General features: G+C 41.2%; 22 protein-coding genes. 12 read left to right on the top strand and 10 right to left on the bottom strand.

Annotated features, from left to right (window positions below; translation table 11 throughout):
* Positions 1-9: 9 nt before the first annotated feature.
* Both MED121_RS23670 and MED121_RS08820 read right to left on the bottom strand, forming a co-directional pair.
* The gene (locus MED121_RS23670) at positions 10-1944 is read right to left on the bottom strand and encodes a DUF2786 domain-containing protein (RefSeq protein ID WP_050764558.1); all 1935 of its coding nucleotides are present in this window, start codon (positions 1942-1944) and stop codon (positions 10-12) included.
* A gap of 33 nt (positions 1945-1977) precedes the next feature.
* A complete protein-coding gene (locus tag MED121_RS08820) occupies positions 1978-2424 on the bottom strand; it encodes an HIT family protein (protein WP_009833318.1) in 447 nt (148 codons plus the stop codon).
* 80 nt (positions 2425-2504) lie between these two features.
* Between MED121_RS08820 and MED121_RS08825 the strand changes: the two genes are divergently transcribed.
* From MED121_RS08825 to MED121_RS08845, 5 genes are all read left to right on the top strand, one after another.
* Positions 2505-3374: an SMP-30/gluconolactonase/LRE family protein gene (locus MED121_RS08825; RefSeq protein ID WP_009833319.1), complete on the top strand. Its 870-nt coding sequence runs from the start codon at positions 2505-2507 to the stop codon at positions 3372-3374.
* A 32-nt stretch (positions 3375-3406) separates the two neighbouring features.
* Positions 3407-5134, top strand: coding sequence for a proline--tRNA ligase (locus tag MED121_RS08830; RefSeq protein WP_009833320.1), 1728 nt, complete (start codon positions 3407-3409; stop codon positions 5132-5134).
* Positions 5135-5229: 95 nt separating this feature from the next.
* The gene (gene arsC, locus MED121_RS08835; protein WP_009833321.1) at positions 5230-5577 is read left to right on the top strand and encodes an arsenate reductase (glutaredoxin); all 348 of its coding nucleotides are present in this window, start codon (positions 5230-5232) and stop codon (positions 5575-5577) included.
* 47 nt (positions 5578-5624) lie between these two features.
* On the top strand, positions 5625-6227 hold the full coding sequence (gene wrbA, locus MED121_RS08840) for an NAD(P)H:quinone oxidoreductase (RefSeq protein WP_009833322.1): 603 nt from the start codon (positions 5625-5627) through the stop codon (positions 6225-6227).
* Between the two features lie 24 nt (positions 6228-6251).
* Positions 6252-6659 carry a DUF2069 domain-containing protein gene (locus MED121_RS08845; RefSeq protein ID WP_009833323.1) on the top strand — a complete coding sequence of 136 codons (408 nt, stop codon included), beginning with the start codon at positions 6252-6254 and terminating at the stop codon, positions 6657-6659.
* Between the two features lie 120 nt (positions 6660-6779).
* Here MED121_RS08845 and cysB read toward each other — a convergent pair whose 3' ends face one another.
* Positions 6780-7754 carry an HTH-type transcriptional regulator CysB gene (gene cysB, locus MED121_RS08850; RefSeq protein WP_009833324.1) on the bottom strand — a complete coding sequence of 325 codons (975 nt, stop codon included), beginning with the start codon at positions 7752-7754 and terminating at the stop codon, positions 6780-6782.
* Positions 7755-7863: 109 nt separating this feature from the next.
* Between cysB and MED121_RS08855 the strand changes: the two genes are divergently transcribed.
* Together MED121_RS08855 and MED121_RS08860 are read left to right on the top strand one after the other, a co-directional pair.
* Entirely contained in the window at positions 7864-8628 is a 765-nt protein-coding gene (locus tag MED121_RS08855) for a sulfite exporter TauE/SafE family protein (RefSeq protein WP_009833325.1), read from the top strand.
* Positions 8629-8738: 110 nt separating this feature from the next.
* The gene (locus tag MED121_RS08860) at positions 8739-9815 is read left to right on the top strand and encodes a 3-deoxy-7-phosphoheptulonate synthase (RefSeq protein WP_009833326.1); all 1077 of its coding nucleotides are present in this window, start codon (positions 8739-8741) and stop codon (positions 9813-9815) included.
* A 59-nt stretch (positions 9816-9874) separates the two neighbouring features.
* On the opposite strand, the gene nfuA is transcribed toward MED121_RS08860, so the two are convergent.
* Positions 9875-10456 (bottom strand): Fe-S biogenesis protein NfuA, encoded by a 582-nt coding sequence (gene nfuA, locus MED121_RS08865; RefSeq protein WP_009833327.1) that lies wholly within the window; start codon positions 10454-10456, stop codon positions 9875-9877.
* Positions 10457-10730: 274 nt separating this feature from the next.
* On the opposite strand from nfuA, the gene MED121_RS08870 reads away from it, so the two are divergent.
* The 5 genes from MED121_RS08870 (at position 10731) to MED121_RS08890 (ending at position 15833) form a co-directional block, all read left to right on the top strand.
* Positions 10731-12392 (top strand): nitrite/sulfite reductase, encoded by a 1662-nt coding sequence (locus tag MED121_RS08870; RefSeq protein WP_009833328.1) that lies wholly within the window; start codon positions 10731-10733, stop codon positions 12390-12392.
* Positions 12376-12873 carry a DUF934 domain-containing protein gene (locus MED121_RS08875; RefSeq protein ID WP_009833329.1) on the top strand — a complete coding sequence of 166 codons (498 nt, stop codon included), beginning with the start codon at positions 12376-12378 and terminating at the stop codon, positions 12871-12873. The genes MED121_RS08870 and MED121_RS08875 overlap by 17 nt, the downstream gene beginning before the upstream one ends.
* 142 nt (positions 12874-13015) lie before the next feature.
* Entirely contained in the window at positions 13016-13684 is a 669-nt protein-coding gene (locus MED121_RS08880; protein WP_009833330.1) for a TIGR04211 family SH3 domain-containing protein, read from the top strand.
* Positions 13685-13688: 4 nt separating this feature from the next.
* A complete protein-coding gene (locus MED121_RS08885; RefSeq protein ID WP_009833331.1) occupies positions 13689-14858 on the top strand; it encodes a cation:proton antiporter in 1170 nt (389 codons plus the stop codon).
* 243 nt (positions 14859-15101) lie between these two features.
* Positions 15102-15833, top strand: coding sequence for a hypothetical protein (locus tag MED121_RS08890; protein WP_009833332.1), 732 nt, complete (start codon positions 15102-15104; stop codon positions 15831-15833).
* A gap of 229 nt (positions 15834-16062) precedes the next feature.
* Here MED121_RS08890 and MED121_RS08895 read toward each other — a convergent pair whose 3' ends face one another.
* The 6 genes from MED121_RS08895 to sbcD form a co-directional block, all read right to left on the bottom strand.
* Positions 16063-17235 (bottom strand): cytochrome c peroxidase, encoded by a 1173-nt coding sequence (locus MED121_RS08895; RefSeq protein ID WP_242603195.1) that lies wholly within the window; start codon positions 17233-17235, stop codon positions 16063-16065.
* A gap of 141 nt (positions 17236-17376) precedes the next feature.
* Positions 17377-17634, bottom strand: a complete 258-nt coding sequence (gene minE, locus MED121_RS08900) for a cell division topological specificity factor MinE (RefSeq protein WP_009833334.1) — start codon at positions 17632-17634, stop codon at positions 17377-17379.
* Between the two features lie 4 nt (positions 17635-17638).
* Complete coding sequence (minD, locus tag MED121_RS08905; RefSeq protein ID WP_009833335.1) at positions 17639-18448, bottom strand: septum site-determining protein MinD; 810 nt, start codon at positions 18446-18448, stop codon at positions 17639-17641.
* A gap of 102 nt (positions 18449-18550) precedes the next feature.
* Entirely contained in the window at positions 18551-19279 is a 729-nt protein-coding gene (gene minC / locus MED121_RS08910; RefSeq protein ID WP_009833336.1) for a septum site-determining protein MinC, read from the bottom strand.
* Between the two features lie 615 nt (positions 19280-19894).
* Entirely contained in the window at positions 19895-23680 is a 3786-nt protein-coding gene (locus tag MED121_RS08915; RefSeq protein ID WP_009833338.1) for an AAA family ATPase, read from the bottom strand.
* Complete coding sequence (sbcD, locus tag MED121_RS08920) at positions 23667-24920, bottom strand: exonuclease subunit SbcD (protein WP_009833339.1); 1254 nt, start codon at positions 24918-24920, stop codon at positions 23667-23669. The genes MED121_RS08915 and sbcD overlap by 14 nt, the downstream gene beginning before the upstream one ends.
* Positions 24921-24974 lie beyond the last annotated feature (54 nt).

A 24974-nucleotide genomic window follows, 5' to 3' on the forward strand; every position in this document is an offset into this window, starting at 1 on the left:
AGCTGATGATTAGGCCTTATTCTTTCCAACCTTATCACGACTTACCACATCACCCTGTATTGAAGAAGTGACATATTCTTCCAAGATAGAAGCTGTAAATTTTTCTCTCTCAGTTAAAGACGAAATTTTTTCTGCTTCCCAATTTAACAAACGTACAAAAACGGAATACTTGGTGATCTTAGTTAAATCAATATCCCTTACACTAATGCCGTTTACTTCCATTAAGTGAAAAGCCTGCTCAATGCTTTTTTGCGCTTCAAACTGAGACCCTAAACTCGCCGCGGCTAAAAGCTTTTCAATAAGCTGTAAAGGGTTTTCAGTTTTTACTTTCTCACGTTTAGTCAGAGTTGAAGACAAGAATTTAGATAGCATTTCTTCTGTATGGCTTTCTCTTGCCACCACATCTTCAATTGAAGCTGTCTCTCTTTCCAGTAGGCGAATAAATAAACTCTTATTTTTAATATCAGAAAACTCTAAATCTTTTAGCGTTAAACCCGCTTCAGACATGATATTTACCACTTTATCGAATGAGTCCTTACCCTCACCCGTTACTGACACCGCAAGCGCTAAATGACAACGTAGTTCATGCATGATTTTTGCCGCATGAAAATCTTCTTTCTGCTTAAGGTGCAACTTATAATCAGATTTAACTTTTTCAAGGTCTTGCGTGAGCTCTTCAAAGCCATGTTGAGCCTCTTGCTCAGATCGTAAACATTCCACTCGAATTTCTGACCTTTGCTTTTCCCAAGCCTCATAAGCCTTCGCTCGTGCTTGGAAAGCCCTTTCTATTGCTTCTTCAAAACTCAATTCAATTCGGGCTCTTTCCGCTCGTTCAGAAAGCTCTTCCTGCTCTGCATCTAATCGCAATTGACGCTTTTCTGCCAAAGATTCTTTAGATAACAAAAGCTGATTTTCAATCGTCTCAATCGAGCCCTGAACTTTCGCTTCATCAAAAGCCGCTAGCTGCTCTTGAATTTTTTGCCAATATTCATCATCTTCAAACGGCACACTTGGATCACTGGCCGCATATTGCTCTCTTAATTTTTCACTAAACACAAAACCTTCAGGTCGAAATGCATTTGCGGCATTAATCACGTTATCTGCACTCGTCGGTGCGCCTTGATAAGTATTATCCATCGCAACATCCACTTGAGCTTGCTCCTTTTCTTCCCTGTTTTGTGTTTGATTTGATTCAGTATTATTTAACGTTTGCGCTTGCTCTATTTCAGCCACTTGAGACACAGTCTCATCATCTTGCTTTAGAGTCTCACCCAAGACGGCTAAATCTTCAGATGACGTTTCTTCATCTTGTTTAGCCTGCTCTTGTTGCATTTTTATTTGTGCTTGAGCCGCATAACGCTCCAGCTCCAACCTTTCTCTTTCAGCCTGTTGCTCAGCAGCGGCTTTCAATCTATCTTGTTCAGCTTTTTCTCTCGCGGCTTGAAGTGCCTGCTTCGCCTTCTCTTTTTCCTCTTCCTCTTGACGCTTAGCTGCTTCTTTTTCTTTTTTCGCTTTCGCCTTAAGAGCCTGCTTACGCTTTTCTTCTTCCTCACGCTCTAAGTTTGATTGCGCAGCTGCCTTAATAGGGTCAAAGTCAGCTTCCGTCACATATTCCTCATCGAGGATGGTGCGGGCACCCGCATAAGAATGATTTTTATCAACTGGCTGCTCTTTAAACTGACTTTGCGCTGCAGCAGAGGTGCGAGCATATTTAGGCGTATAACTAGGTTGGCTTGAGGATTTAGCTCCCCAATTGACTTTATTTAAAGTGGCAGGATCACACAATGCAGATAAAGGAACCTCAGAACGGCTTACCGAGTTTTGACGCACAATTGTCTCGGCATGTCTTAAAGCCATTTGTGCTTCACTCGGATTACTAGAAGTAGCTAGATTCAAGAGTTTTACAACTTTAGATATGGCTTTCTTTCTTCTTCGTATGCTCATAAAATTCTGCCCTGTGCTCACTGGCAACTAGATTCAAAAATATAACTGGCCATCAATGTCTTCAGTAACAATAAGATCATCTGCTAATAACATTCGAATCTTTTGCAAAATATTGGCCAACTCTGACTTTTTATAAGCAAGGGCTGGAAACTTACCCCATACAGGCTCTGGCCAAGCCTTATCGGCCTCAAATCGAACCACATGATGTAAGTGCAATTGATGCACTTTATTGCCGATAGCGGCAATATTTAGCTTATCGGGAGAGAAGGTGTCATGCAGGGCTTCAGCCAACAAACAACTTTCACTCATTAACATTTGCCTATCCGCTTCTTCTAATTGATAAATTTCAGTTATAGCAACACGCTTAGGCACTAATACAAACCAAGTATAGTTAGCATCATTTATTAAACGTAATTCACATAAAGGCAGATCTCCAACCTTAATTGAATCATTTTTTAGCCTTTCATCTAACTCAAACATACGACTTCCTATTTACAATACGTTTATACATAAGCACTATAGCACCCCATTGAAAATCCACCCAGAAGCAAGAGCCTAAGATGACAAATATACGCTGCGCTATCGATGCAAAATCAAAACTAGCCGAATGCCCTCGCTGGGATGAGATCAATGAATGTCTATACTTTGTAGATATCGACTCATTCGAATTACACGCTTTCGACTTCAAATCAAATCAACATAATGTCAGAAAATTCGATGAAGAAATCGGCTGCTTCTCACTGACTAATGAGGGTGGTTTTATCGCCGCGTTTCGCTCTGGGGTATATACATTTTCAAGCTTTAACGCTGAGTTAAAACCCTATTGGTTAGCAGATTACGATCAAAAAAGCACACGGTTTAACGATGGACGCTGTGACTATAAAGGTCGCTTCTTAGCGGGAACAATGTACTCACCTAAAGACGCTTTCAAAGGCGCATTACATCAGTTTTCTAAAGGTGACCAAAAGGTGCTCGATCAAGCCGCATGGACATCAAACGGTTTGGCTTTTTCCCCTGATGGAAACACCATGTACTACTCTGACACCCCTAACCATGTGGTTTATCAGTTCGATTACGACATGGAAACAGGTCAAGCAAGTAACAAAAGAGATTTCATCCGTTTCCCTCATGGCAATGGCAGACCTGATGGCGCCGCTGTCGATAGTGAAGGAAATTACTGGTCAGCCCTTTATCAAGGCCAACGCATCGTTAAAATAAGCCCGCAAGGGAATATCCTTGAAGAGTACCCAGTACCGGCAATTTATCCTACAATGGTCGCATTTGGTGGCAAAGATATGAAAACACTTTATATCTCAACCTGCCGTAGTGCCCACACTGATGAGCAATTAAAGGACTTCCCTCAAGCTGGCGGCATTTTTGCCATGGACGTTTCTGTTCCCGGCCTAATAGAAGCTCGATTTAATCAATAGCATTTAACTTTAACTAAATAGACGACAAAACAATGCGCGCAAGCAATTATTTATTTTCTACTTTACGTAATCCACCGACTGATGCAGTTGTCACTAGCCATAAACTGATGATGCGAGCAGGCATGATTCGCCAAGTATCAAAAGGCTTATATACATGGCTTCCTACGGGCTTAAAAGTTTTCCGCAAGGTTGAAAACATTGTCCGTGAAGAGATGCAAAGAGCTGGCGCACTTGAAATCATTATGCCGGGTGTACAGCCCAAAGAATTATGGGAAGAATCTGGTCGCTGGCAAGAATACGGTCCAGAACTTTTGCGCATCAAAGATCGCCACGAGCGAGACTATTGCCTTGGCCCAACCCATGAAGAAGTCGTGACCGATTTGGTCCGCAACGAAATCAGTAGCTATAAACAACTGCCATTAAACCTGTTTCAGATTCAAACGAAATTCCGTGATGAAGTAAGACCACGCTTTGGCGTGATGCGCTCACGTGAGTTCATGATGAAAGATGCTTATTCTTTCCACTCATCACCTGAGTCACTACAAACAACCTATGATGTGATGCATGAGGCATACTGCAAGGTGTTTGATCGTGTTGGACTTAACTATCGCCCTGTTCGAGCAGATACAGGCAGTATTGGTGGCGCTTTCTCACATGAATTCCATGTACTGGCAGAATCAGGTGAAGACGATATTGCTTTTAGCGATAGCTCTGACTTTGCTGCGAACATTGAGCTTGCTGAAGCCATTAGTGACAAACAGATTGCTGATGCCCCAACACTTGATTTGGAAGAGATTCTCACACCGAATTGCAAGACCATTCAGCAAGTGGCTGACTTCTTATCTTTAGACGTTAAGAAGACAGTTAAAACCATGTTAATTAAAGGTCAAACTGCAGAAGGCGAAAGCAACATCATCGCTTTAGTATTACGTGGCGATCACAATATTAATGAAATCAAGGTAGAGAAAATCGAAGGCGCTCTAGTGCCATTCGAATTTGCTTCAGAAGCTGACATCCAAGCTCAAATTGGTTGCCAACCAGGTTCTATTGGCCCTGTAGGCCTAGTAGAAAAAGGCATTCGTGTGATTGCTGACCGTTCTGCAGCTGTCTTATCTGATTTCTGCGCTGGTGCAAACAAAGATGATTACCATGTTACTGGTGTTAACTGGGAGCGTGACTTTGGCGAAGTTGAAGTGGCTGACATACGTAATGTTGTTGCAGGAGACCCTTCTCCAGATGGCAAAGGCGTGATTGAAATTAAACGTGGCATCGAAGTCGGTCATATTTTCCAACTGGGTCAAAAATATGCTGACGCATTAAATGCTAATGTTCTGGATGAAAACGGCAAAGCACAAACTATGTGGATGGGCTGTTACGGTATTGGTGTTTCTCGCGTTGTTGCCGCTGCTATCGAGCAGAACTTTGATGACAAAGGCATATTGTGGCCTGATGCTATCGCTCCTTTCCAAGTGTCTATTGTGGCAATGAAGTATGAAAAATCTGAAGCTGTGCGTGAACAAGCAGATCGCATTTATGCAGAACTGCAAGCCGCTGGCGTTGATGTCATGCTAGATGATCGTAAAGCAAGTCCTGGTGTTAAGTTTGCCGACGCTGAGCTATTAGGTATTCCTCATCGCGTTGTGATTAGCGACAAAGGCCTTGAAAAAGGCACTATCGAATACAAGCACAGACGCACAGGCGACAATGACGACTTAAGCCTTGACTCACTGGTTAAGACACTTATTTCACGCTTGAACTAACATTTAATTTATTTATCACCACGCTTATTTAGACACTAAGCTAATTATTTTTTAACTGTCTAAACCAGCGTGGTAGTAAGTTATAAGGAATTAAAATGACGATTATTTATCACAACCCTCGCTGCTCAAAGTCTCGCGAAACATTAGCTTTATTAGAGAGCAACCAAATAGAAGCGCAAATTCGCTTATACCTAGACGACACACCCAGTGTCGATGAGCTAAAAACGCTACTAGCGCAATTGGACATGAGCCCGATTCAGCTAATGCGCACTAAAGAAGCACTCTATAAAGAAAACAACCTTCATTTAGATACAGTAACAGATGAAGAGCGCTTAGCTGCAATGACTCAATTCCCTAAACTTATTGAGCGACCGATTGTGATTCACAATGAAAAAGCTAAAATTGGTCGTCCACCTGAGCAAGTTCTAGCACTGTTTAAATAATAAAACGTTAGGTTTCCAGCAGATCCACTAGATTAAAAGTAGAGATAATGACGCCTTACATTTTGGTTTTATATTACAGTCGCCATGGCTCAGTTGCAGAAATGGCAAAGCACATTGCTCGCGGTGCCAAGCAACAAACATCACTGGATGTGATGATAAGACAGGTTCCTGACATTGCAGATATAACGCAAGCAGCACAAGAGCCTATTCCTGCCGATGGCGCCCCGTACTGCAGTTTAGACGAGCTAGCTAATTGCAGTGGTCTCGCCTTGGGCAGCCCTTCTTATTTTGGCGGTATCGCTAGCCCTCTAAAATACTTTTTAGATCAAACGTCTATGATATGGATGTCAGGACAGCTAGCAAATAAACCTGCCAGCGTATTTACCAGTGCAAGCACCATGCATGGCGGTCAAGAAATGTGTTTACAAGCACTGATGACCCCATTATTTCACCATGGCATGATAGTGCATGGCTTAAGCTACAAGAGCCCAGCACTTCACAAAACACATTCTGGCGGCACACCATATGGTGCCAGCCATTTTGCCTCAAGCACAGGCTCATCAAGCCTTAGCGAGGAAGAGAGCAAACTTTGCCAAGACCAAGGTGAACGCCTTGCCAAACTATGCAAAACCCTTTTAAACGACACCTAAATTGATTAATTAAGAAGCCCAACAATGGCAAAAAGAGAACACATCACTTCATCTGAACGCAAAGCTTTCCAAGCACTTTGCAAACAAACTAAGCCGTTAATGATATTAAATCTTTGCGCCTTAATTCTGACGATTGCCACATGGCATCTAGCCTTGCAAAAAATTGAATTAAGCAGCCCTTGGCTAGTATTGTCTGTTGCTACCCTACCGCTATTATTGGTTTTACCAGGGGCAATATCTGGTAGTTATCGTGGGGCCATCTGGACTTGCTTTGTGACTCTCATCTATTTTGTTGCTGGCGTATTAAACTGGACTCAGATCCACGCTTGGCCCTATGGCATGAGCGAGACACTGCTTTCTGTTATTTTATTCATCATTGCCCTAATGTACGCCAGATGGAAAGGCCTTAGTGAGCTGCCGATTAAAAACTAATTTTCGTTAATAGTCTTGGTACAATTTTTAGTAGCAAAATGAGAAATAGCCTTACCTGAATCCAATAAAAAGGGGGGCATTTGCACACCTTTTTATTATCTTTTAAAGCAGATAAATGCGTTACAGCCTAGGTAACTCAATCCCTTCAAAAATAGCATCCACTTCGTGTCGCCCTGTTGCCTGCATTGCTGCTTCAACTCTTTCACGGGTAAGATGAGGGGCAAAAGACTGAATAAATTTATACATATAACCCCGTATAAAGGCATTAGATCGAATACCAATTCGAGTACAGCTATCCTCAAATAAATGAGAGGCATCAAGTGCAACCAAATCCTCATCTAACTTTTCATCGTAAGCCATGGTAGCCACAATACCGACCCCAAGCCCAAGTCTTACATAAGTTTTTATCACATCTGAATCGGCCGCAGTAAATACCACATTAGGCTCTAACTCAGCACTTTGAAAAGCTTGATCCAGTTGCGAGCGTCCAGTGAAACCAAAAACATAAGTCACAATAGGATACTCAGATAAGGTTTGCAGACTTAACTTTTCTTCTTTAGCAAGAGGATGATCCTTTGGCACAACAACCGATCGGTTCCATGTGTAACAAGGCAACATAACCAGGTTACCAAACAACTCAAGGGCTTCCGTGGCGATAGCAAAATCGACAACACCATCATTGGCCATTTCTGCAATTTGCATGGGTGTTCCCTGATGCATATGCAGGCTCACTTCAGGATAACCTTCAATAAACTGATGAATGATGCCAGGCAAGGCATACCTAGCTTGTGTATGAGTGGTTGCGATATCTAATGAGCCTTTTCTATCATCACTAAATTCACTCGCCACTTTTTTTATGTTCTTGGTTTGGTTTAATATTTCACCAGCCAATTCAATAATTTTTTCACCCGCAGGGGTCACATGAGTAAGATGCTTACCGCTTCTGGCAAACACCTCAACACCTAACTCGTCTTCCAAAAGTCGAATTTGCTTACTCACACCAGGCTGAGACGTATATAAGCTCTGAGCTGTCGCTGAAACATTAAGATCATGACGAGCCACTTCCCAGATATATCTAAGCTGCTGTAGTTTCATGAAAGATCCCTTATTCGAAAAAGAATTAAAAACAGAAGAAAATATTACTTTATAGAATAGAGAAAAAGCACTAACGTTGCCAGCTTAAACCACATATAGATGGAAAACGATGGAATTTATTTGGTATATCTTAGCGGGAGTCGGTGTTGGCTTTGCCGTTGGCATGACAGGAGTGGGCGGTGGCTCCCTCATGACGCCGCTATTATTAATGTTTGGATTTCCTGCCAATATCGCCATAGGCACAGACCTTATGTACGCAGGTATTGCAAAAAGTACTGGCGTTGTTATGCATGCTAAACATGGCCATGTAAATTGGAAAATCATGGGCAGCATGGCCGCAGGGAGTATCCCCGCCTCTTTATTAACCATATGGGGGCTCTCTAAATTTCATGCCCCAGAAAATTACCAATCCATATTAACGAGCACCCTAGGTGTCATGTTGGTAGCAACTGCCTTGGTGATTATTTTTAAAAAGAAGATAGTTAATCCAAATAATGCACAAAGACTAAAACCACAAAGAAGCCATACTTATATTTTTTTAAGTGGCATTATTTTAGGTTCACTGGTGACTTTAACCTCTGTTGGCGCAGGTGCATTAGGCACAGCGTTAATGATGATTTTATTCCCTACTATGACGGCGCGTAATATTGTCGGTACTGATTTAGCTCATGCAGTACCCCTTACTTTCGTTGCAGGATTAGGCCACCTTGCATTAGGTAATGTCGACTACTCACTGCTGGTTGCACTTTTAATCGGCTCCATACCGACTATTTACATCGGCACTAAAGTCGCAACACGTGTACCCAATAAAGTACTGCAACCCATACTAGCCAGCGCATTAATGGCATTTGGCTTAAAATATTTATTTTTCTGAATGCACTATGAGCAACAATATGTACAATAAGAATGACTTGGACTAGCATCCGAGCAAAATCATAATTAAAAACGCATAACAAACTAGCAGAATAATGCAGGATAAGATTAATGAGCGACGCCCGTCTTGAAGATTTAAATGTATCTTCTTTTAAACCACTGGTTACCCCACAAGCACTGAAACAAGAACTGCCAGTGAGCGAAGCAATTCGCGCTACAGTTACTCAAGGCCGTGATGATATTAAAAACATTCTTGATGGTAAGGATCATAGACTTGCTATCGTCATTGGTCCTTGTTCAATCCACGACCCAGAAGCGGCTTTAGATTACGCCAAAAGACTTAAAGCTTTGTCAGAGAAGGTCAGTGATACCCTATATATCGTTATGCGAGTTTATTTTGAGAAACCACGCACAACCGTTGGTTGGAAAGGCCTAATCAACGACCCTCATCGCAATGACACTTTTGCGATCGAAGAAGGTATGCACATTGCCCGTAAACTTCTGTTAGATCTTTCTGAATTAGGTCTACCATTGGCCACTGAAGCGTTAGACCCTATCTCACCGCAATATTATCAAGACCTTATTAGTTGGTCAGCGATCGGGGCACGTACTACTGAGTCTCAAACACACAGAGAAATGGCCAGCGGCCTATCTGGACCGATTGGCTTTAAGAACGGCACAGACGGCTCAATGACTGTTGCAGTTAATGCCATTCAATCGACTGCTCACTCACATTCTTTCTTGGGTATAGACGAGCAAGGTCAAGTCAGCGTCATTACCACTAAAGGTAATCGTTATGGCCACATGGTTCTTCGTGGTGGTAATGGCAAGCCAAACTATGATTCAGTGAATGTCGCTCTAACAGAGCAAGCAATGGAAAAGGCTAAAATTCCGGCCAACATCATGATTGATTGCTCTCACGAGAACTCCAACAAAAAACCTGAGATCCAACCGTTAGTAGCGAAAGATGCCACTAAGCAAATTTTAGAGGGTAACAACTCTATTATGGGTCTGATGATTGAAAGTAACATTGGATGGGGCAACCAGAAGATTAGCGAAAACTTGGCAGACCTTGAATACGGCGTATCTGTAACGGATGCTTGTATTGACTGGGAAACCACAGAGAAAAGCCTATTAGAAATGGCTGATCAATTAAGAGAGACACTGCCTAAGCGTCCTCGCAGCTAATTCGCCTAGCAATGAAAAAAGGAGGCTTGATGCCTCCTTTTTTTATATCAAATCATAACTTACATGAAAGCATTATCAGTCACAGTATGATCGGTAGAGTCTTGGACACCTTTTAACGCAGGGACTTTTTCGATCAAGGTCTTTTCAACCCCTTCTTTCAGTGTTAAATCAACAGCACTACAACCCTGGCAACCACCACCAAATTGAAGTACAGCAATATTGCCCTCTTTAATTTCCACTAGGCTCACTTCACCACCATGGGATGCAAGTCCTGGGTTAATGTCAGAATAAAGCACATAATTGATTTGATCTTCCAATGGGCTATCTTCAGACACTTTAGGCATTTTTGCATTCGGCGCCTTGATTGTTAGCTGGCCACCCATCTTCTCTTTGGCATAATCAACAAAGGCTTCATCTAAAAAGTTCACTGAGTTTTTTTCTATCAGGACTTTTAATTTTGGAAGATTCAACACTTCGTCGGTTTCAACCATTTCTTCAGGACGGCAATAAGCAAGGCAGGTTTCTGCATAAGGTGTGCCTGGCTGCTGAATAAAGATGCGAACTGCCATCCCTTCAACATCTTGCTTTTCAAGTAATGAGCCCAAATATTCTTGAGCACTATCTGTAATTGTAATATTCATAAATAACCTTCATAAAATCGGTAAGGCAGATCATGAGCCAATGGTAACTTAAATCACCAAGGCAACGAAAGACCAAGTAGATAGCTAAGGTATTATTTCATTAAAAAAGTCGCATTTATTACACCTTAGGCAAAATCCTAAAAGATAAAAATTTCGACTGATATGCCTTATCAGTAAAACCACTAACCATATGCATAAATATTCGTTTTTTGTATATAGTAATTTTGATAAAGTAGCCCCAAATATAATTTGTCTACTCAGTGGTTGTTCCAAAATGTATCAATATGACGAAATAGATCAGCAAATAGTTGAGGAGCGCGTAAATCAATTCCGCGATCAAACTCAACGTTTTTTAAACAACGAACTAGCCGAAGCCGAATTTTTACCGCTTCGTTTACAAAATGGCCTTTACGTTCAACGTCATGCGCCTATGCTTCGAATAGCGATTCCTTATGGCATGCTTTCAAGCAAGCAAATTCGTAAACTTGCTGACATTAGTCGCCGCTACGACCGTGGTTACGGTCACTTTAGTACTCGTCAGAACCTTCAGCTAAACTGGCCTACCCTTGAGTCAGTACCAGATATCTTAGCGGAACTTGCTGAAGTTCAAATGCACGCAGTACAAACCAGTGGTAACTGTATTCGTAACACCACGACTGACCAATATGCGGGTGTGATTGATGATGAGATTGTTGACCCTCGCCCTTATTGCGAAATGATTCGTCAATGGTCTACTTTCCACCCTGAATTCGCTTTCTTGCCACGTAAGTTTAAGATTGCAGTCAATGCAACAGAGTCTGCTGACCGTGCCGCAACGCAAGTCCATGACATTGGCCTACACATTAAGAAAAATGACGCTGGCGAGATAGGTTTCAAAGTGATTGTGGGTGGCGGTCTTGGCCGTACACCTATGATAGGTACCACCATTTGTGAATTTATGCCCCGTAAAGACATCTTGTCTTATTTAGAAGCCATTCTTAGGGTGTATAACCAGCAAGGTAACCGTCTAAATAAATATAAAGCACGTATTAAAATACTGACTAAAGCATTGGGTATTGATGAAATTCGTGCTCGTGTAGAGGCTGAGTGGGAATACTTAAAAGGCCGTGAGAATACCGTGCCTGAAGTTGAGTTTGAACGCTTACAAAGCTTTTTTACAGAGCCAGCTTATAAAACCCTAGACAACAACCCAAGTGAGCTAACTGAAAAGTTAAGCCAGAGCCCAGGCTTTGCTCGCTGGTATGAGCGTAACACTTTCTCTCACAAGAAAGACGGCTACCGTATTGTCACGCTAACCTTGAAGAAAACAGGGATAGCACCAGGTGATGCAACATCCGAACAAATGGACCTAGCAGCTGACTTTGCCGATAAGTACAGTTTTGGTGAGCTACGTGTTAGTCACGAACAAAACCTAGTGCTTGCTGATGTAGAGCAAGGACAATTGATTGAATTATGGGAAGCCGCTAAAGAAGCAGGTTTTGCAACGCCAACACTTGGCTTATTAACAGATATGATTTGCTGCCCTGGCGGTGATTTCTGTGCCCTAGCCAATGCGAAATCTATCCCGATCGCACAACAGATCCAAGAGCGTTTCGCAGACCTTGATTACCTATATGACATTGGCGACCTTGATTTGAACATCTCTGGTTGTATGAATGCTTGTGGACATCACCACGTGGGTAACCTAGGCATTTTAGGTGTTGATAAAAAAGGTGAGGAATTCTACCAAGTATCTATTGGTGGTGCCTCTGGCCATGACGCTAGCATAGGTAAAATTATTGGGCCTTCTTTCTCTGAAGAAGAAGTTGGCGGCATCATAGAAAAAATCGTTAGCGTTTATATCGACAACAGAACAGAAGAAGAGAGATTCATCGACACCTACCGTCGTATTGGCATCGCTCCATACAAAGAGGCAGCTTATGCAAAAAATAATTAAAGACGGCGCAATCATAGATTGCGATCTAAATTGGATCCAAGATCAAGAACAAGCCATTGAAGCATTAGCTGGTGATCAAAAAGCGAAAGCGATTATCCCGCTAACTCTTTGGTTAGATGATGCTCACGATACTTCGGGTGTTGCCGGTATCTGGATTGATAGCACAGAGAATACTGAACCTCTAGTAGGGAAAGATTTATCTGAGCTTGCTGTCATCGGCTTGCACTTTTTAGCTTTTGCTGATGGCCGTAGTTTTAGCTACGCAAGACTGTTGCGTGAACGCTTAAACTACCAAGGTGAGATTCGTGCTTTAGGTAATTTCATTCCAGATCAACTGGGTTATCTACTGCGTGTTGGCTTTAATGGATTCCAATTTAATGAGTCTGTAAACATTGAAAAGGCCCTGTTATTACACAAACCTTTCTCAGTTGCTTATCAAGGCGATGTGGCAGATCCAAGACCTGTTTTTGCACGTCGTTAAGCAAAACCATAGCTAAATTAATGAAACTTGTTAATTTGCTTAAAGAAAAGGCCCTTCACGGGCCTTTTTCTATTGCGTATTTTGTTTCCCATCATTAAGGTATAAAACACGCTAAAGTTGTTGATTGTTAAAGGGTCTTAACGTGTTTTATAAAAATACCATCACTGCACTATTGGCTATTTTATTCGCCACATCCGTATATGCAGAAACCGCATATGTCTCAGATATTCAGTTTGTCTCAGTAAGAGAGGGACAAGACAATAGCACTCGGGCCGTTGAAAGAGGTCTTAGAAGTGGTACTGAACTGCAAGTTTTAGAAAGATCAAATGGTCATACCCGTGTATTAACACCAAAGGGTAATGAAGGTTGGATCGCTGATTATTATTTGACTGAAAACAAAGTCACTCGCGATAAGGTTATTGAACAAGAAACCCAAATTACTGAGTTAGTCGAAAGTAAGCTTGTGATTCAAAAACAACTTAATCAGTCTTCTTCTACTATTAATAAACTTAAAAAAGATGCTGCAAAATTAGTCGCGGATAAAGTCGCACTAGAAGAAGAGCTTGCTGATTTAAAAGTACTCACACTTGAAGCCCAAGAAATCGTTAAAGGCAAAGAAGTCATGAGCTTTGAAGTTGACTCCATTATGCAGCGTCTAGAGTTTGCTGAAACTGAGAATATTCGCTTACAAGATGAAAGACAGCTTAAGTGGTTTATCATAGGATCAGGCACACTCATCATTGGTATTCTATTTGGCATCATTGCCCCATCAATGCGTCGCAAAAAAGCGAGTAGCGGAGCGTGGTCTTAATTAGATGGAAGTTTCCATAGTCCACTCCTTCTTTCTTATCTTTGCTGGTGCAGCTGTCATTGCGACAGTTGCACTCTACACCAGACAACCTTTAATTATTGCTTACATCGCCCTTGGTGCCTTATTAGGACCTTCTGCATTGAGCTTAATTGACGAACCCAAATTAATGGATGAAATGTCACATATTGGCATTATCTTCCTGCTCTTCCTGCTTGGGCTCGATATGCAGCCTAGCCACTTAATCAACATGCTTAAAAAGGCGTCTTGGGTTGCTCTATTAAGCTCTATCGTCTTTGCCGGTGTCGGTTATAGTATTTCTTTAGCCTTTGGTTACAGTCAAATCGAAGCAAGCATCATAGGTATCGCCATGATGTTCTCAAGTACAATTGTCTGTATCAAGCTGTTACCCACCACGGTACTTCATCACAAACATACAGGTGAGTTGGTGGTTGGCCTGCTCTTACTGCAAGATATTATTGCCATTGCTGTCCTATTAGTGCTTTACAGTATCGCAGGCACACAAGAGAGTAGTGCCAGCCAAATATTGATCCCTATCATAGGTCTGCCAAGCCTTATCGCTTTTGCCTTCTTATTTGTTAAATATGTACTGCTTAAATTAATTGCTAAATTCGACCGTTTTCATGAGTTCATCTTTTTAGTATCAATTGGCTGGTGTTTGTCTATGGCCGTTGCGGCTGAGTACCTGGGGCTTTCGGCTGAAATGGGGGCCTTTATTGGTGGTGTTGCGCTCGCAACCAGTCCGATATCTCAATACATAGCCACCCATTTAAAGCCTTTACGAGATTTTTTCTTGGTGCTTTTCTTCTTCACCATAGGCGCAAGCTTTAACCTTGAACTTCTTGGACTTGTGATAGTACCCGCTATTATTTTGGCGGTAACAAGCATGTTGCTAAAGCCTGTTGTTTTTCGTTACTTACTTAAAGGGTTAAAAGAAGATGCATCAACCTCTTGGGAAGTTGGTTTTCGCCTTGGCCAAGTAAGCGAATTTTCACTCTTGATTGCGTACCTAGCCGCCAGCATCGGCTTAATCGGCATTGAAGCGTCACATGTAATTCAGGCGACAGCTATTTTAAGCTTTGCGCTTTCTACTTATGTGGTGATTTTAAATTACCCGAACCCTATCGCTATCTCAGATAAACTCAGGCGAGATTAACCTCACTCCTGCAAGTAAAAATACCAGCCTAGCGTTGGTATTTTTTTGCCTGACGTTTATGTAAAACCACACTTTTCAAGAATTAAGGCCTATTTGTATCAAACACAGGAGACTTTTTTTACTTGTTACATCTTGCGACAAAGTCACCTTTTCATGACAAACTTTTGCGACATTAGGGTGTTTTACTAATCACATCGAAAAACACAGGGTTTTTCATCTATTAGTAGAAACACGGAGTTCATTATGAAACAGTATTTTAAAAAGAAAACATCTATCGCCCTTATCAGCCTTTGCGCCCTTTCTGTGACAGGTTTAGCCCTTGCTGTGCCTTATATGGATGAAGGTGACAAAATGATGAAACGAGGCCATTTTCAACTTGATCGTGAATATACACTCACCGAGATCAACACCTTGGTTGAAGCTAAGCTACTTCGCAGAAACAAAGATGAGCAAGTGCTCGACGGTGTTGAAAAAACCACTCAAGGCACCTTTTTGATCACATTAAGTAATGCTTCAGGTGAAACTAAAAATATCGAATTGAATAAGTTTGCCATTCCTGTTGAAGCACCTTTACCTGGCTTATTTGGTAAACACAAAAAAGGCGGAAAATTTGGCAAGGGTCGTTACGCACAAAACGAACATAGCTTTAAAAAAGACCGTAAAATGGCACCAGATGCCGAACAGGGCATGGATCAGACAGAGCTTGAGCTAGCCAGTAATAAAGCTGAGAAAAGAGAACTAAGACGTGAAGCTTTTCTTGAAAATAACGCAATTACACTGGATGAAATGACCCTCATCGCCCAAGCAAAACTGATTCGCTTAAATAATGATGACCTTAAGTTAGGTGATGTTAGTGTCAATGAAGAAGGCGGCTACACTGTGACTATCATGAGCACTGAAGATGAGCTTATTAGCCGCATGCAATTAAATAAAGCGGGCTTTCCTGAGTTCAAAAAAAGACATCACAGAAGCTAAACAAATCGCTTTGATCCAAGGATCTCAATAGAAGTGGTTTGAAGCCAATCAAAGCCCCCAGTCGTTATTTTCTACTGGGGGCTTTTATATAACAAGCCTTTTATATAACGGGCCTTTAATATAACAGAGCTTTTATATAACTGAGCTTTGTACAAAGGCGCTTAGATAAAATCAACTCCCAGAGGCAGGAGGATTTATCGCAGCCACCTTAAGCGTTATTCTAAACGGGTTAGTTTATTAATGCCTCATACCTTTCATCCGTTAAGGTTTTTAAGAAGGCAACGATTGCGTCTATTCTTTGATCATCAAGCGCTGGGCCATCGGTTAACTCTGGAGCCAAGTTTTGAGTAACTTCAGGGTCAAGCCAATTAGTCCCTGATTCTGGGTTAACTTTACGTGTCACATTGTTATATTTATCATAAAAAAGTACCACGGTACGAAGATCTTGAAACACGCCATTGTGCATATAAGGGCCGGTTACCGCGACATTTCGCAGGCTTGGCACCTTAAACTTACCTTGTTCACTTTGCCCATTAACGTCAGGGTTCGCAAACAAACCTAGATCCTTCTCGGTAACCCCATTGATTTTTCGCAGCGCTAGATTTTCAGGAACACCTATATTGTGATAAGTAAAATCCGTAAAGGTTTCAGTGGCATAAAAAGGCGAGGAATTAAGCTGATGACATTGATTACAATTCGTAAACTGCTCAGAGAAGAACAAGGTCCTGCCTAGCTCTTCCTGATCGTTAAACGCCACTTCACCCCGTAAATACCTATCATATTTAGAATCAAATGGCATAAATAACTCCGTTTGCTCAAAAGCCATGATGGCATCACTCATCCCCTGATAAGCCGTCTCACTATTGACCAACACCTCTTCACCAAACAATGCCGCAAATTGAGTTTTATAAAACGCATTTTCATTAATACGCTGAAGCACCTGATCTTTTGACAGCATCGCCATCTCGCCTGGATTTAAAGGTGGACCTGCGGCTTGATCTGCTAGGCTAGAGGCTCTTCCATCATGAAACTGACCACCAATATAACTACCATCCTGTTTTTTAGAAAAAAGCGGACTTAGGGCGGCATAGGCTGCTGTTGGAGTATTACGATCACCGATCGAGACCTGGTCAGACCCTAGTGACGCCATACCTGACACACCATTATCTCTATCATCAATAAAACCTTTGGCGGGATTATGGCAAGTTGCGCAGGACTGATTACGATTAAGAGAGAGGTTAACATCGAAGTAAAGCTGGCTGCCCAGTATCGCTTTAGGATCATCTGTAGCAACCGGTAAACTAGATGCTTTTTTAACAACCACCTTGGTTGGTTCGTCAACGACTTGACAGCCTGCTAACACAATTCCAGTAAAACACATCAACCCCGTTAAATTACGCACAAATCACCCTTTCTGCTTAAATATGGACACTTTAAATTTTACAAATAGTAACACAAATAGTAAGCATTATCATTTTGATAGAGATCAAAAAAAAGCAGCATAATGATGCTGCTTTTAGCTAATCTGGCAATTTTGTAAAAATTAAGCTTGATCAGGTAAGGTCACATTTAATTCTAGAACTGAACAATCCTCAATATTTTCCAATTGAATTTGAACATCGTCAGAACCAATGTTGACATACTTACGTATCACCTCAATGATTTCTTTTTGCATCTGAGGCAAATAATCTGGCTGTTGACGCTTACCTCGTTCGTGAGCAACGATTATTTGTAATCTCTCTTTAGCAACTGAGGCTGAAGTAGGCTCATTCTTACTTTTAAAATAATCAAAAATACCCACTCAACTAACCTCCAAGTAAACGTTTGAAAAAGCCTTTTTTAGGCACATCTAAAAAGCGTAAAGGACGATCTTCACCTAACAAACGATGCACAGCATCATCATAAGCTAAACCCGCCTCAGATTGAGCATCAAGAATGACAGGGGTACCTTGGTTTGATGCTTTTAAAACTGCTTCTGATTCAGGAATAACACCAAGTAAAGGAATGGCAAGAATTTCTTCAACATCAGCCACACCTAGCATTTCACCTTGCTCAACACGCTCAGGGTGATAACGGGTTAACAATAAGTGCTCTTCAATAGGGTCCATACCCTGCTCTGCTCGACGAGACTTACTTTGTAAAATACCTAATATACGGTCAGAGTCTCTCACTGATGAAACTTCTGGGTTAGTCACCACAATAGCCACATCAGCAAAATAAAGGGCCATCTGAGCCCCCTTCTCTATCCCAGCGGGTGAATCGCAAACAATATAGTCATGGGTTTTACTCAACTCATTCAATACTTGCTGGACGCCTTCTTGGGATAACGCATCCTTATCACGTGTTTGTGATGCAGGCAGAATTGATAGATTCTTAGTGCGCTTATCTTTAATCAATGCTTGCGATAAAGTCGCTTCGCCATTAATCACATTTACAAAGTCATAAACAACTCTGCGCTCGCAACCCATGATTAAATCTAGGTTTCTTAAACCTACATCAAAATCAATAATGACAGTCTTATGGCCATTCAGCGCCAAGCCTGTACCGATAGCAGCACTTGACGTAGTCTTCCCTACTCCGCCTTTGCCTGACGTTACAACAATAATTTTCGCCAATTTATTTCTCCCGTACACCTTCAAACAGTGTCATTATAATATTTAAATCAATAGTCAAAACGTAAATTTCAAATAGTCGCGATACCTAAAAAACAATGCGGACTAAAACGTTTTAACTTCAATATTTTCCTCGTTTAATAGCACTTGCGCAGACTCTTTCCAAAGACCGCTTTGCAAGGTATCACTTAAAATAAAGTTGCCTGCAATCGATACCAGTTCAGCTTCCATACTACGGCAAAAAATACGCGCGCCAATATCGCCTCGTACACCCGCTAACGCTCTGCCTCTAAGCGCACCATACACATGAATACTGCCATCAGCTAACACTTCAGCACCAGGGCTAACAGAGGATAATATAATTAAATCACCTTCTGCGTATACCTGCTGGCCTGAACGAATCGGTTTTGTAATAATTTTTGAACTTTGGGCTACGCGTTTTTCTTCAACAATCGTTTTAATCACAACATCTTGGTTAGATTTATCCTGATTAACGCGGCTTTCTAATGTGGTAGCACGTGTCTTAGATGCAGGTAAAATAGGTAAACTTGCATCCCCTATCCAATCTGGTTTATTGGTATCACTACAACGCCATCCGATAGGGCTTAGGCCCAAGTTTTTTAAATGTAGCAAAAGACGATTAAATTCGTCTAGGCTAATACTTTGATCTAATTTAGTTAAATCAATAATAACTGGGGCCATTTGAAAAAAATGTGGTGCTTGATCAACTTTATTTTCAATTGCAGAAATCAGGGTCATTTCATCAAAATGACTAATTTGAAGCAAAATAGTGGTCACAACACTTCCTTTAAATTGGAAGTTTGTCTCTGACATAGGGGGGTGTCCTTATAATTTTGAACTAATAGACCTTTAGCCTTGGCTTATTTTAACAAGCTTAGAATTTAAAGGAAGCAAGAAGGAATCCTAATTAACGATTTGATACACACCAAGCAGGCTTACGTGGAAATCTACGAATAATGACTCCCGCTTTAACATCTGGATACAGCACCTAAGCTTTAGCTTAAAAATCTTTTTTAGTGATCGGACTCTCAATCAATTCATAAAGCGTTTTGGTCGCGTATTCTTGGACAAACGCTTTTTGACGAATCATTTTTTAATAACCTGATTAAACTCACCTTTTATTTAAGACTTTTTCTCAAACACAAAGCTGAAAAAATGATGGGCAGCCCTCTTTGCTAAACAGAAACAGTTTTGAAAATTTTATTTCAAAACTGATCAAATTTTAACCTAAATAGGTATTCACTAACCTGCTAAATACTCTGGTTAGTTTCTCTAACAAACTGAAACTTATGAAACTCAAAAAAAATAAAATTTTTTCTGGACAAGAACTTAAGACATTGAATTTAAAGGATAATATCGAGTTATTCAGAGGTTTGTTATAGGGTTTCTGGGGACAACTTAATGCCCCCTATATGAGCTGTTCATTTCTTAGACAGCATACATTTTATCAAGCTGACTAATGCCTAACCCGGGCAGCTTGGTTAATTTCACTTGCACCGACATTCTTTCTTTAAGGGCCTCAACATGGCTAATAATCCCAATTGTTTTCCCTGCTGCATTAAGTAACTCTAAAGCATCTAGTGCAATATCTAGGGTTTGACTGTCTAATGTGCCAAACCCTTCATCCAAAAACAAAGAATCTATGCTGGTTTTATGTGAAACTAAATCAGATAGCGCCAACGCTAGCGCAAGACTGACCAGAAAAGATTCACCACCCGATAAGGTTCGTGTGTCTCTTTCACTATCCGCTTGCCAAGTATCCAACACCACCAGCTCTAACTTATCCCCAAACTTTCTTTGTAATTGATATCTATCGTGCAATAAAGCCAATCGCTTATTTGCCAAATGCAGCAAATTATCCAATGTAAGGCTTTGAGCAAACTTGCGAAATTTAGCCCCATCAGCCGCGCCAATTAATTGCTGCAATTGAGTCATCAAGGCCATTTCACTTCTGGCTTTAGCTAACTTTTCCAATCCCAATTGGTACTTAGTTTGGGTATCTTCATGGGTTTTTAACTGCATTTTCACCTGACCATAACGCTGGTGTTCTTGGGTATGCTTAACAGACAGGGCCTTGATCTCTGTTTCTAACGTCTCTATCTGATGAACCAAAGCAGCCTCTGTTAGCTCAAACACCTTAGCAGGAATAAACTCTGAGCTTGCTGGAAAGCTAGCCTGATGCTTTTCAATTTCATCCTTAACTTGTAATAACCTATCTTTTGCTTGAGCGAGCGCTTCTTCAAGCTGCTTTTTATCATAAGCAAGACGATCCATTTCACTGTCAGCAAGATGCTGAGCTTGCCAATCGGCTTCATCATCAAAGCCAGAATCAATGAGCTTTTGCTGCCAGATTTTTTCAACACTTATGGTGTCTTCGCGTAAAAGTAGAAGTCTTTCTTCTTGCGCTAATAGACTTCCCTCTAGAGACTGAATTTCAGCACTGATATCTAATCCTTTTTGCTGAACTTTTTTAACATCTTGCTCAGCTAAAGTAAGCGCTTGTTTAATACCCGCTCTCTTCTGTTCTAGGCTTTGATCACCTAAATGACTAGTAAGCTGATCTTGAATTAAATCTAACGCTTTTTGATAAGTCTCCAACACAAGGCTTAGCTCATGATGTGTTTGTTTTAATTGGGTGAGCTGAGCATCATTGACATCAAGCTTGGCCTTTTGATTGCCTTCTTGCTGCTTTAAAGCAACTTGCCTTGTTTGTGCATCACGCCAGCGGCTTAACCGACTTTGTAAATATTCAAAGGCTTGGTGAAGATCTTGAAATTCATAAGACACTTCAAGATAAGGCGCAATTTGGCCGAGTAGATGAGTTTGCTTGTCTTTAAAGAGTGCCTCATTATCCCTCTGCTCTTTAACAAACTCCTCAATACGTGTATTTAATAGCATTAAGGATTGGGCTTCATAGTCTCCTTGCTGCAAAAGTTTATCGAGACTTTGCTGAGCCATTTGAACCTGCTGACTAACCGCTTCTAGTTCATGCATTAGCGGCGTGAGCTGGGTACGTGTATGTTCGTTTTGAGTCTGTATTCGCTGAGATTCAGCATGGATCGCTTGCCAAGCTGTAGAGTCAGAAATAGCGGGCCATGTCTGATTATTAGGTAAATTTAAATCAATTGCTTCCTGCTCAATCTGATTAATTATGTGCCTTTGCTCTAATAAATTTGCTTCAAGTTGGGTGATTAATACGTTTATTGTCTGACTTTGAGAGCTTAGGTCACGACCTTCTGCTTCGAGTTGATGCACCTTAGCTGATTGCGCCTCATACTGGGCCAGTGTCTGATGGCTTTCACCCGGCTGATGAACTTCACCCGGCTGATGACCTTCAATCGGCTGATGACCTTCACCCGGCTGATGGCTCTTACTAGACAGATGAGCATAAGGGTGCTCTAAAGACCCACATAACACACAAGCTTGATTCTCTTCCAGCTCAGCTCTTAGGGCCTCCAGCTGCACAATACGCTCTTCTTTCTTAGCTAATAACTCGAGTGTATCTAAGTGAGCTTTTGCCTCTTGAAACGCTTGTCGTTTATTCACTAACTCTTGGTCTAATTGCTCTTGGTGTCGCTGATGCTCTCTTTTTTGGTTCTCTAATCGCAGGGATTGCCCTTGGGCAAAATCATAACTTTGAACTATTTTACAAGCCTGTTGAATCAAACTTAATTCTTGTAAAGCCAGTCGATCAGATTCTTGCCAAGCATTGACACCGGCTCCTAAGGTCAAATTCAAGATATCATGTTCAATCTTGTTAAATACACCTTGTAAATGCGCTAACTTATCAGTTTCAAGTGCCACACTGGCTTGATTAGCCTGCTGACTACTCACTAATTTAGCTTGATCACGTAATAGCTTATCGCCTACTTGTTGAGATTGATAAAGCACCCTTTGTTGTTCTAATAAATATTGCCATTGTTGCTCCCAAGCAGTCAGTTCATTACTAATCACGTCATTTTGCGAAGACAGGATGAGTACGTCTTGCAGTTGATCTAACTCTTGGGTAATGCCAGCTAATTGCTTAGTATCATGCTGTATTTGGCTTTCTAATTTTTGACTTTGCTCTATTACCTGATTGAAGTCTGAATTGGCTTTTGTTAATAATGCAGATTGCTTATGTTTCTCACTTAAAAGCGGGTTAATCACCTTGTCTTCTAGCTGCTTAAAACGCTCTGACTCTGACTCATATAAGGCATACTTTGCTTGGCTACTTGATTCTTGTTGCAGCAAAATGCTTCTTTCATCATTCAATCTTAAAAGCGCCATTTGGTTTACATGACGCTTCTCAGTCGCCTCACGTTCAACCGCAAAGGCTTTTTTCTTTTGCTCATAAAACTGGCTTATTAAATTGGCATTTAAGCCTGACTCAAAAGACGCAAGCTGAGGTTTAAAGCTTTCCCAGTTCTTTTCATTTGCGGCTAAATTTTCGGTCAAATCAGTCTGTTTAGTCGTTAAATTTTGCCAAAGCTTTAACCAATTGAAGCGTTTCTCAGCATCTTCTATTTCGACTTTAAGTAATTGCTCTTTTGATGAGAATTCAGCTTCTTGTTGTTTTAAACTAATCAGAGTGTCTTCATCTAGACGTTCAAATTCATCTAACTGTTGCTCTTGCAAAAGCAAGGCTTGACGCTGAAGTTTGTGCTCTTCAAAAATGTATTTTGAGATATCACCATAAACTTCTGTTCCTGTTAGCTCTTCTAATAATTCTGCCCTCGCATTGGCTTCAGCATTAAGAAAAGCCGAAAAGCCCCCTTGAGCTAACAACATGGATTTGGTAAATCGGGAAAAATCTAGCCCTGTAATGTGTGCCATTAAAGCTAATTTTTCATTTACTTTCGTGGCAAGAACTTCCCCTGATGCTAGACAAAGCTCAACATTGATTGGCTGTAATTTCCCATCACTTTTTTCACGGGCTCGTCGCTGACTCCAAAAAGCCCGATAACGGGTAGATTTCACTTCAAACTCAACTTCGGCTAAGCATTCAGAGGTGTGCCGAGTCATTACCTCATTGCTAGAAGGACTGACTTTTAAACGAGGGGTTTCATGAAAAAGCGCTAAACAAATAGCATCTAATAAGCTTGTTTTACCTGCTCCAGTGGCGCCAACAATTGCGAAAACACCGGCTTCGCTAAAAGGCTCCTTGGTAAAATCCAGTTTCCATTCGCCCTTTAGGGAATTAATGTTTTTAAAGCGTAAGCTACAAATTTTCATTATCTAGCTCCTGCTGCTTGCTCAACATACCTTGATAATGATGTTTAAAAAGCCTTGTAAGAGCAGGCTTTTCGTCTTCTATATGCGCACTTTGTAGACAACGCTCAAACACCTGTTCAACGGATAATTCTGATAAGGTTTCTTGGTTCGTATTATCCATCGCTTGGGCTTGCGTTTTAAGCTGCCTTTTAACTCTTAAAAGTTCGATTGGTAAATCATCCAATGCCTGTTGTAGCTGTCGATAGAGATCAGACACATATTCATCAGAGACAAGTGTTACTTCAGCCCATAAAGGCGCTTCTTTATCTTTTAGATCAAGGGTGTCGAGCGCATTTTTTAGCGCTTTAACTACACAACTTATGTCACCAGAAACACTTAGCATTGGCTGAAAACACGGAATAGAAAGCGTCTCTATGATAGGGTTAGCGAGGCTTTTAGAGTAATCAACTATTACCACACCTTTTTGACTCCCAAGCTCATCAAAACTCAATGCTATTGGTGATCCTGAATATCTCACATGTTCAAGACCTGCCACTTTTTGTGGGCGATGAATGTGCCCTAGAGCTAAATAGGAGAATGGGGGAAAGAAATCTAACGGGAAAGACTCTAAACTTCCCACATAAATTTCACGAACAGATTCGGACACACTTGCCCCTAATGTGGTCAAATGCCCTGACCCCAATATAGGAACACCACCTAAAGCAACAGATTTCTCTTGGGCTATCTGATAAACCTCATGATAAAACACTTTAATTTGCTCTGCTAATAAGCCTTGTTTACCTCTTTCATCTTCACCCGCTTCACTCAACACAATATCACGGGGACGAATATAAGGAATGGCACACAATAACCCAGCAACTTTGTCACTGCCTTTTTCATATAGCTCAATCACATGTTGATGTGGCTGTTGTGGCGTTGCGGCAGCGACAACATAAGTATTTAATTCCGCTAACAAAGAGCTTGATTCATTCAACATACTCACGGAATCATGATTACCCGCCACAATGACAAGCTGACAGTGCCTGTGGCGTAACCCAAGTACTAAGGTGTTATACAGTTCTCTGGCATAACTTGGGGGGGAACCCGTATCAAAAATATCTCCTGCAATTAATACCAGATCAATCGCATTTTTTTCGACACAATCAAAAAGCCAATCTATTAAAGCGCTATGCTCAGATTTACGACTTTTTCCCATAAAGTACTGACCTAGATGCCAGTCAGAGGTGTGCAATATTTTCATCAAGGTTACGTTTTAGTTAGCGATGATGCAGAGTAACGAATGCCTCATTTTTTT

It is taken from the genome of Marinomonas sp. MED121 (genome assembly GCF_000153025.1).
GTDB lineage: Bacteria > Pseudomonadota > Gammaproteobacteria > Pseudomonadales > Marinomonadaceae > Marinomonas.

What these genes read in the sequence shown, in the direction of transcription:
- MED121_RS23670 (WP_050764558.1), bottom strand. Translation starts at nt 1,944, where the DNA reads ATGAGCATACGAAGAAGAAAGAAAGCCATATCTAAAGTTGTAAAACTC.
- MED121_RS08820 (WP_009833318.1), bottom strand. Translation starts at nt 2,424, where the DNA reads ATGTTTGAGTTAGATGAAAGGCTAAAAAATGATTCAATTAAGGTTGGA.
- MED121_RS08825 (WP_009833319.1), top strand. Translation starts at nt 2,505, where the DNA reads ATGACAAATATACGCTGCGCTATCGATGCAAAATCAAAACTAGCCGAA.
- MED121_RS08830 (WP_009833320.1), top strand. Translation starts at nt 3,407, where the DNA reads ATGCGCGCAAGCAATTATTTATTTTCTACTTTACGTAATCCACCGACT.
- arsC (WP_009833321.1), top strand. Translation starts at nt 5,230, where the DNA reads ATGACGATTATTTATCACAACCCTCGCTGCTCAAAGTCTCGCGAAACA.
- wrbA (WP_009833322.1), top strand. Translation starts at nt 5,625, where the DNA reads ATGACGCCTTACATTTTGGTTTTATATTACAGTCGCCATGGCTCAGTT.
- MED121_RS08845 (WP_009833323.1), top strand. Translation starts at nt 6,252, where the DNA reads ATGGCAAAAAGAGAACACATCACTTCATCTGAACGCAAAGCTTTCCAA.
- cysB (WP_009833324.1), bottom strand. Translation starts at nt 7,754, where the DNA reads ATGAAACTACAGCAGCTTAGATATATCTGGGAAGTGGCTCGTCATGAT.
- MED121_RS08855 (WP_009833325.1), top strand. Translation starts at nt 7,864, where the DNA reads ATGGAATTTATTTGGTATATCTTAGCGGGAGTCGGTGTTGGCTTTGCC.
- MED121_RS08860 (WP_009833326.1), top strand. Translation starts at nt 8,739, where the DNA reads ATGAGCGACGCCCGTCTTGAAGATTTAAATGTATCTTCTTTTAAACCA.
- nfuA (WP_009833327.1), bottom strand. Translation starts at nt 10,456, where the DNA reads ATGAATATTACAATTACAGATAGTGCTCAAGAATATTTGGGCTCATTA.
- MED121_RS08870 (WP_009833328.1), top strand. Translation starts at nt 10,731, where the DNA reads ATGTATCAATATGACGAAATAGATCAGCAAATAGTTGAGGAGCGCGTA.
- MED121_RS08875 (WP_009833329.1), top strand. Translation starts at nt 12,376, where the DNA reads ATGCAAAAAATAATTAAAGACGGCGCAATCATAGATTGCGATCTAAAT.
- MED121_RS08885 (WP_009833331.1), top strand. Translation starts at nt 13,689, where the DNA reads ATGGAAGTTTCCATAGTCCACTCCTTCTTTCTTATCTTTGCTGGTGCA.
- MED121_RS08890 (WP_009833332.1), top strand. Translation starts at nt 15,102, where the DNA reads ATGAAACAGTATTTTAAAAAGAAAACATCTATCGCCCTTATCAGCCTT.
- minC (WP_009833336.1), bottom strand. Translation starts at nt 19,279, where the DNA reads ATGTCAGAGACAAACTTCCAATTTAAAGGAAGTGTTGTGACCACTATT.
- MED121_RS08915 (WP_009833338.1), bottom strand. Translation starts at nt 23,680, where the DNA reads ATGAAAATTTGTAGCTTACGCTTTAAAAACATTAATTCCCTAAAGGGC.
- sbcD (WP_009833339.1), bottom strand. Translation starts at nt 24,920, where the DNA reads ATGAAAATATTGCACACCTCTGACTGGCATCTAGGTCAGTACTTTATG.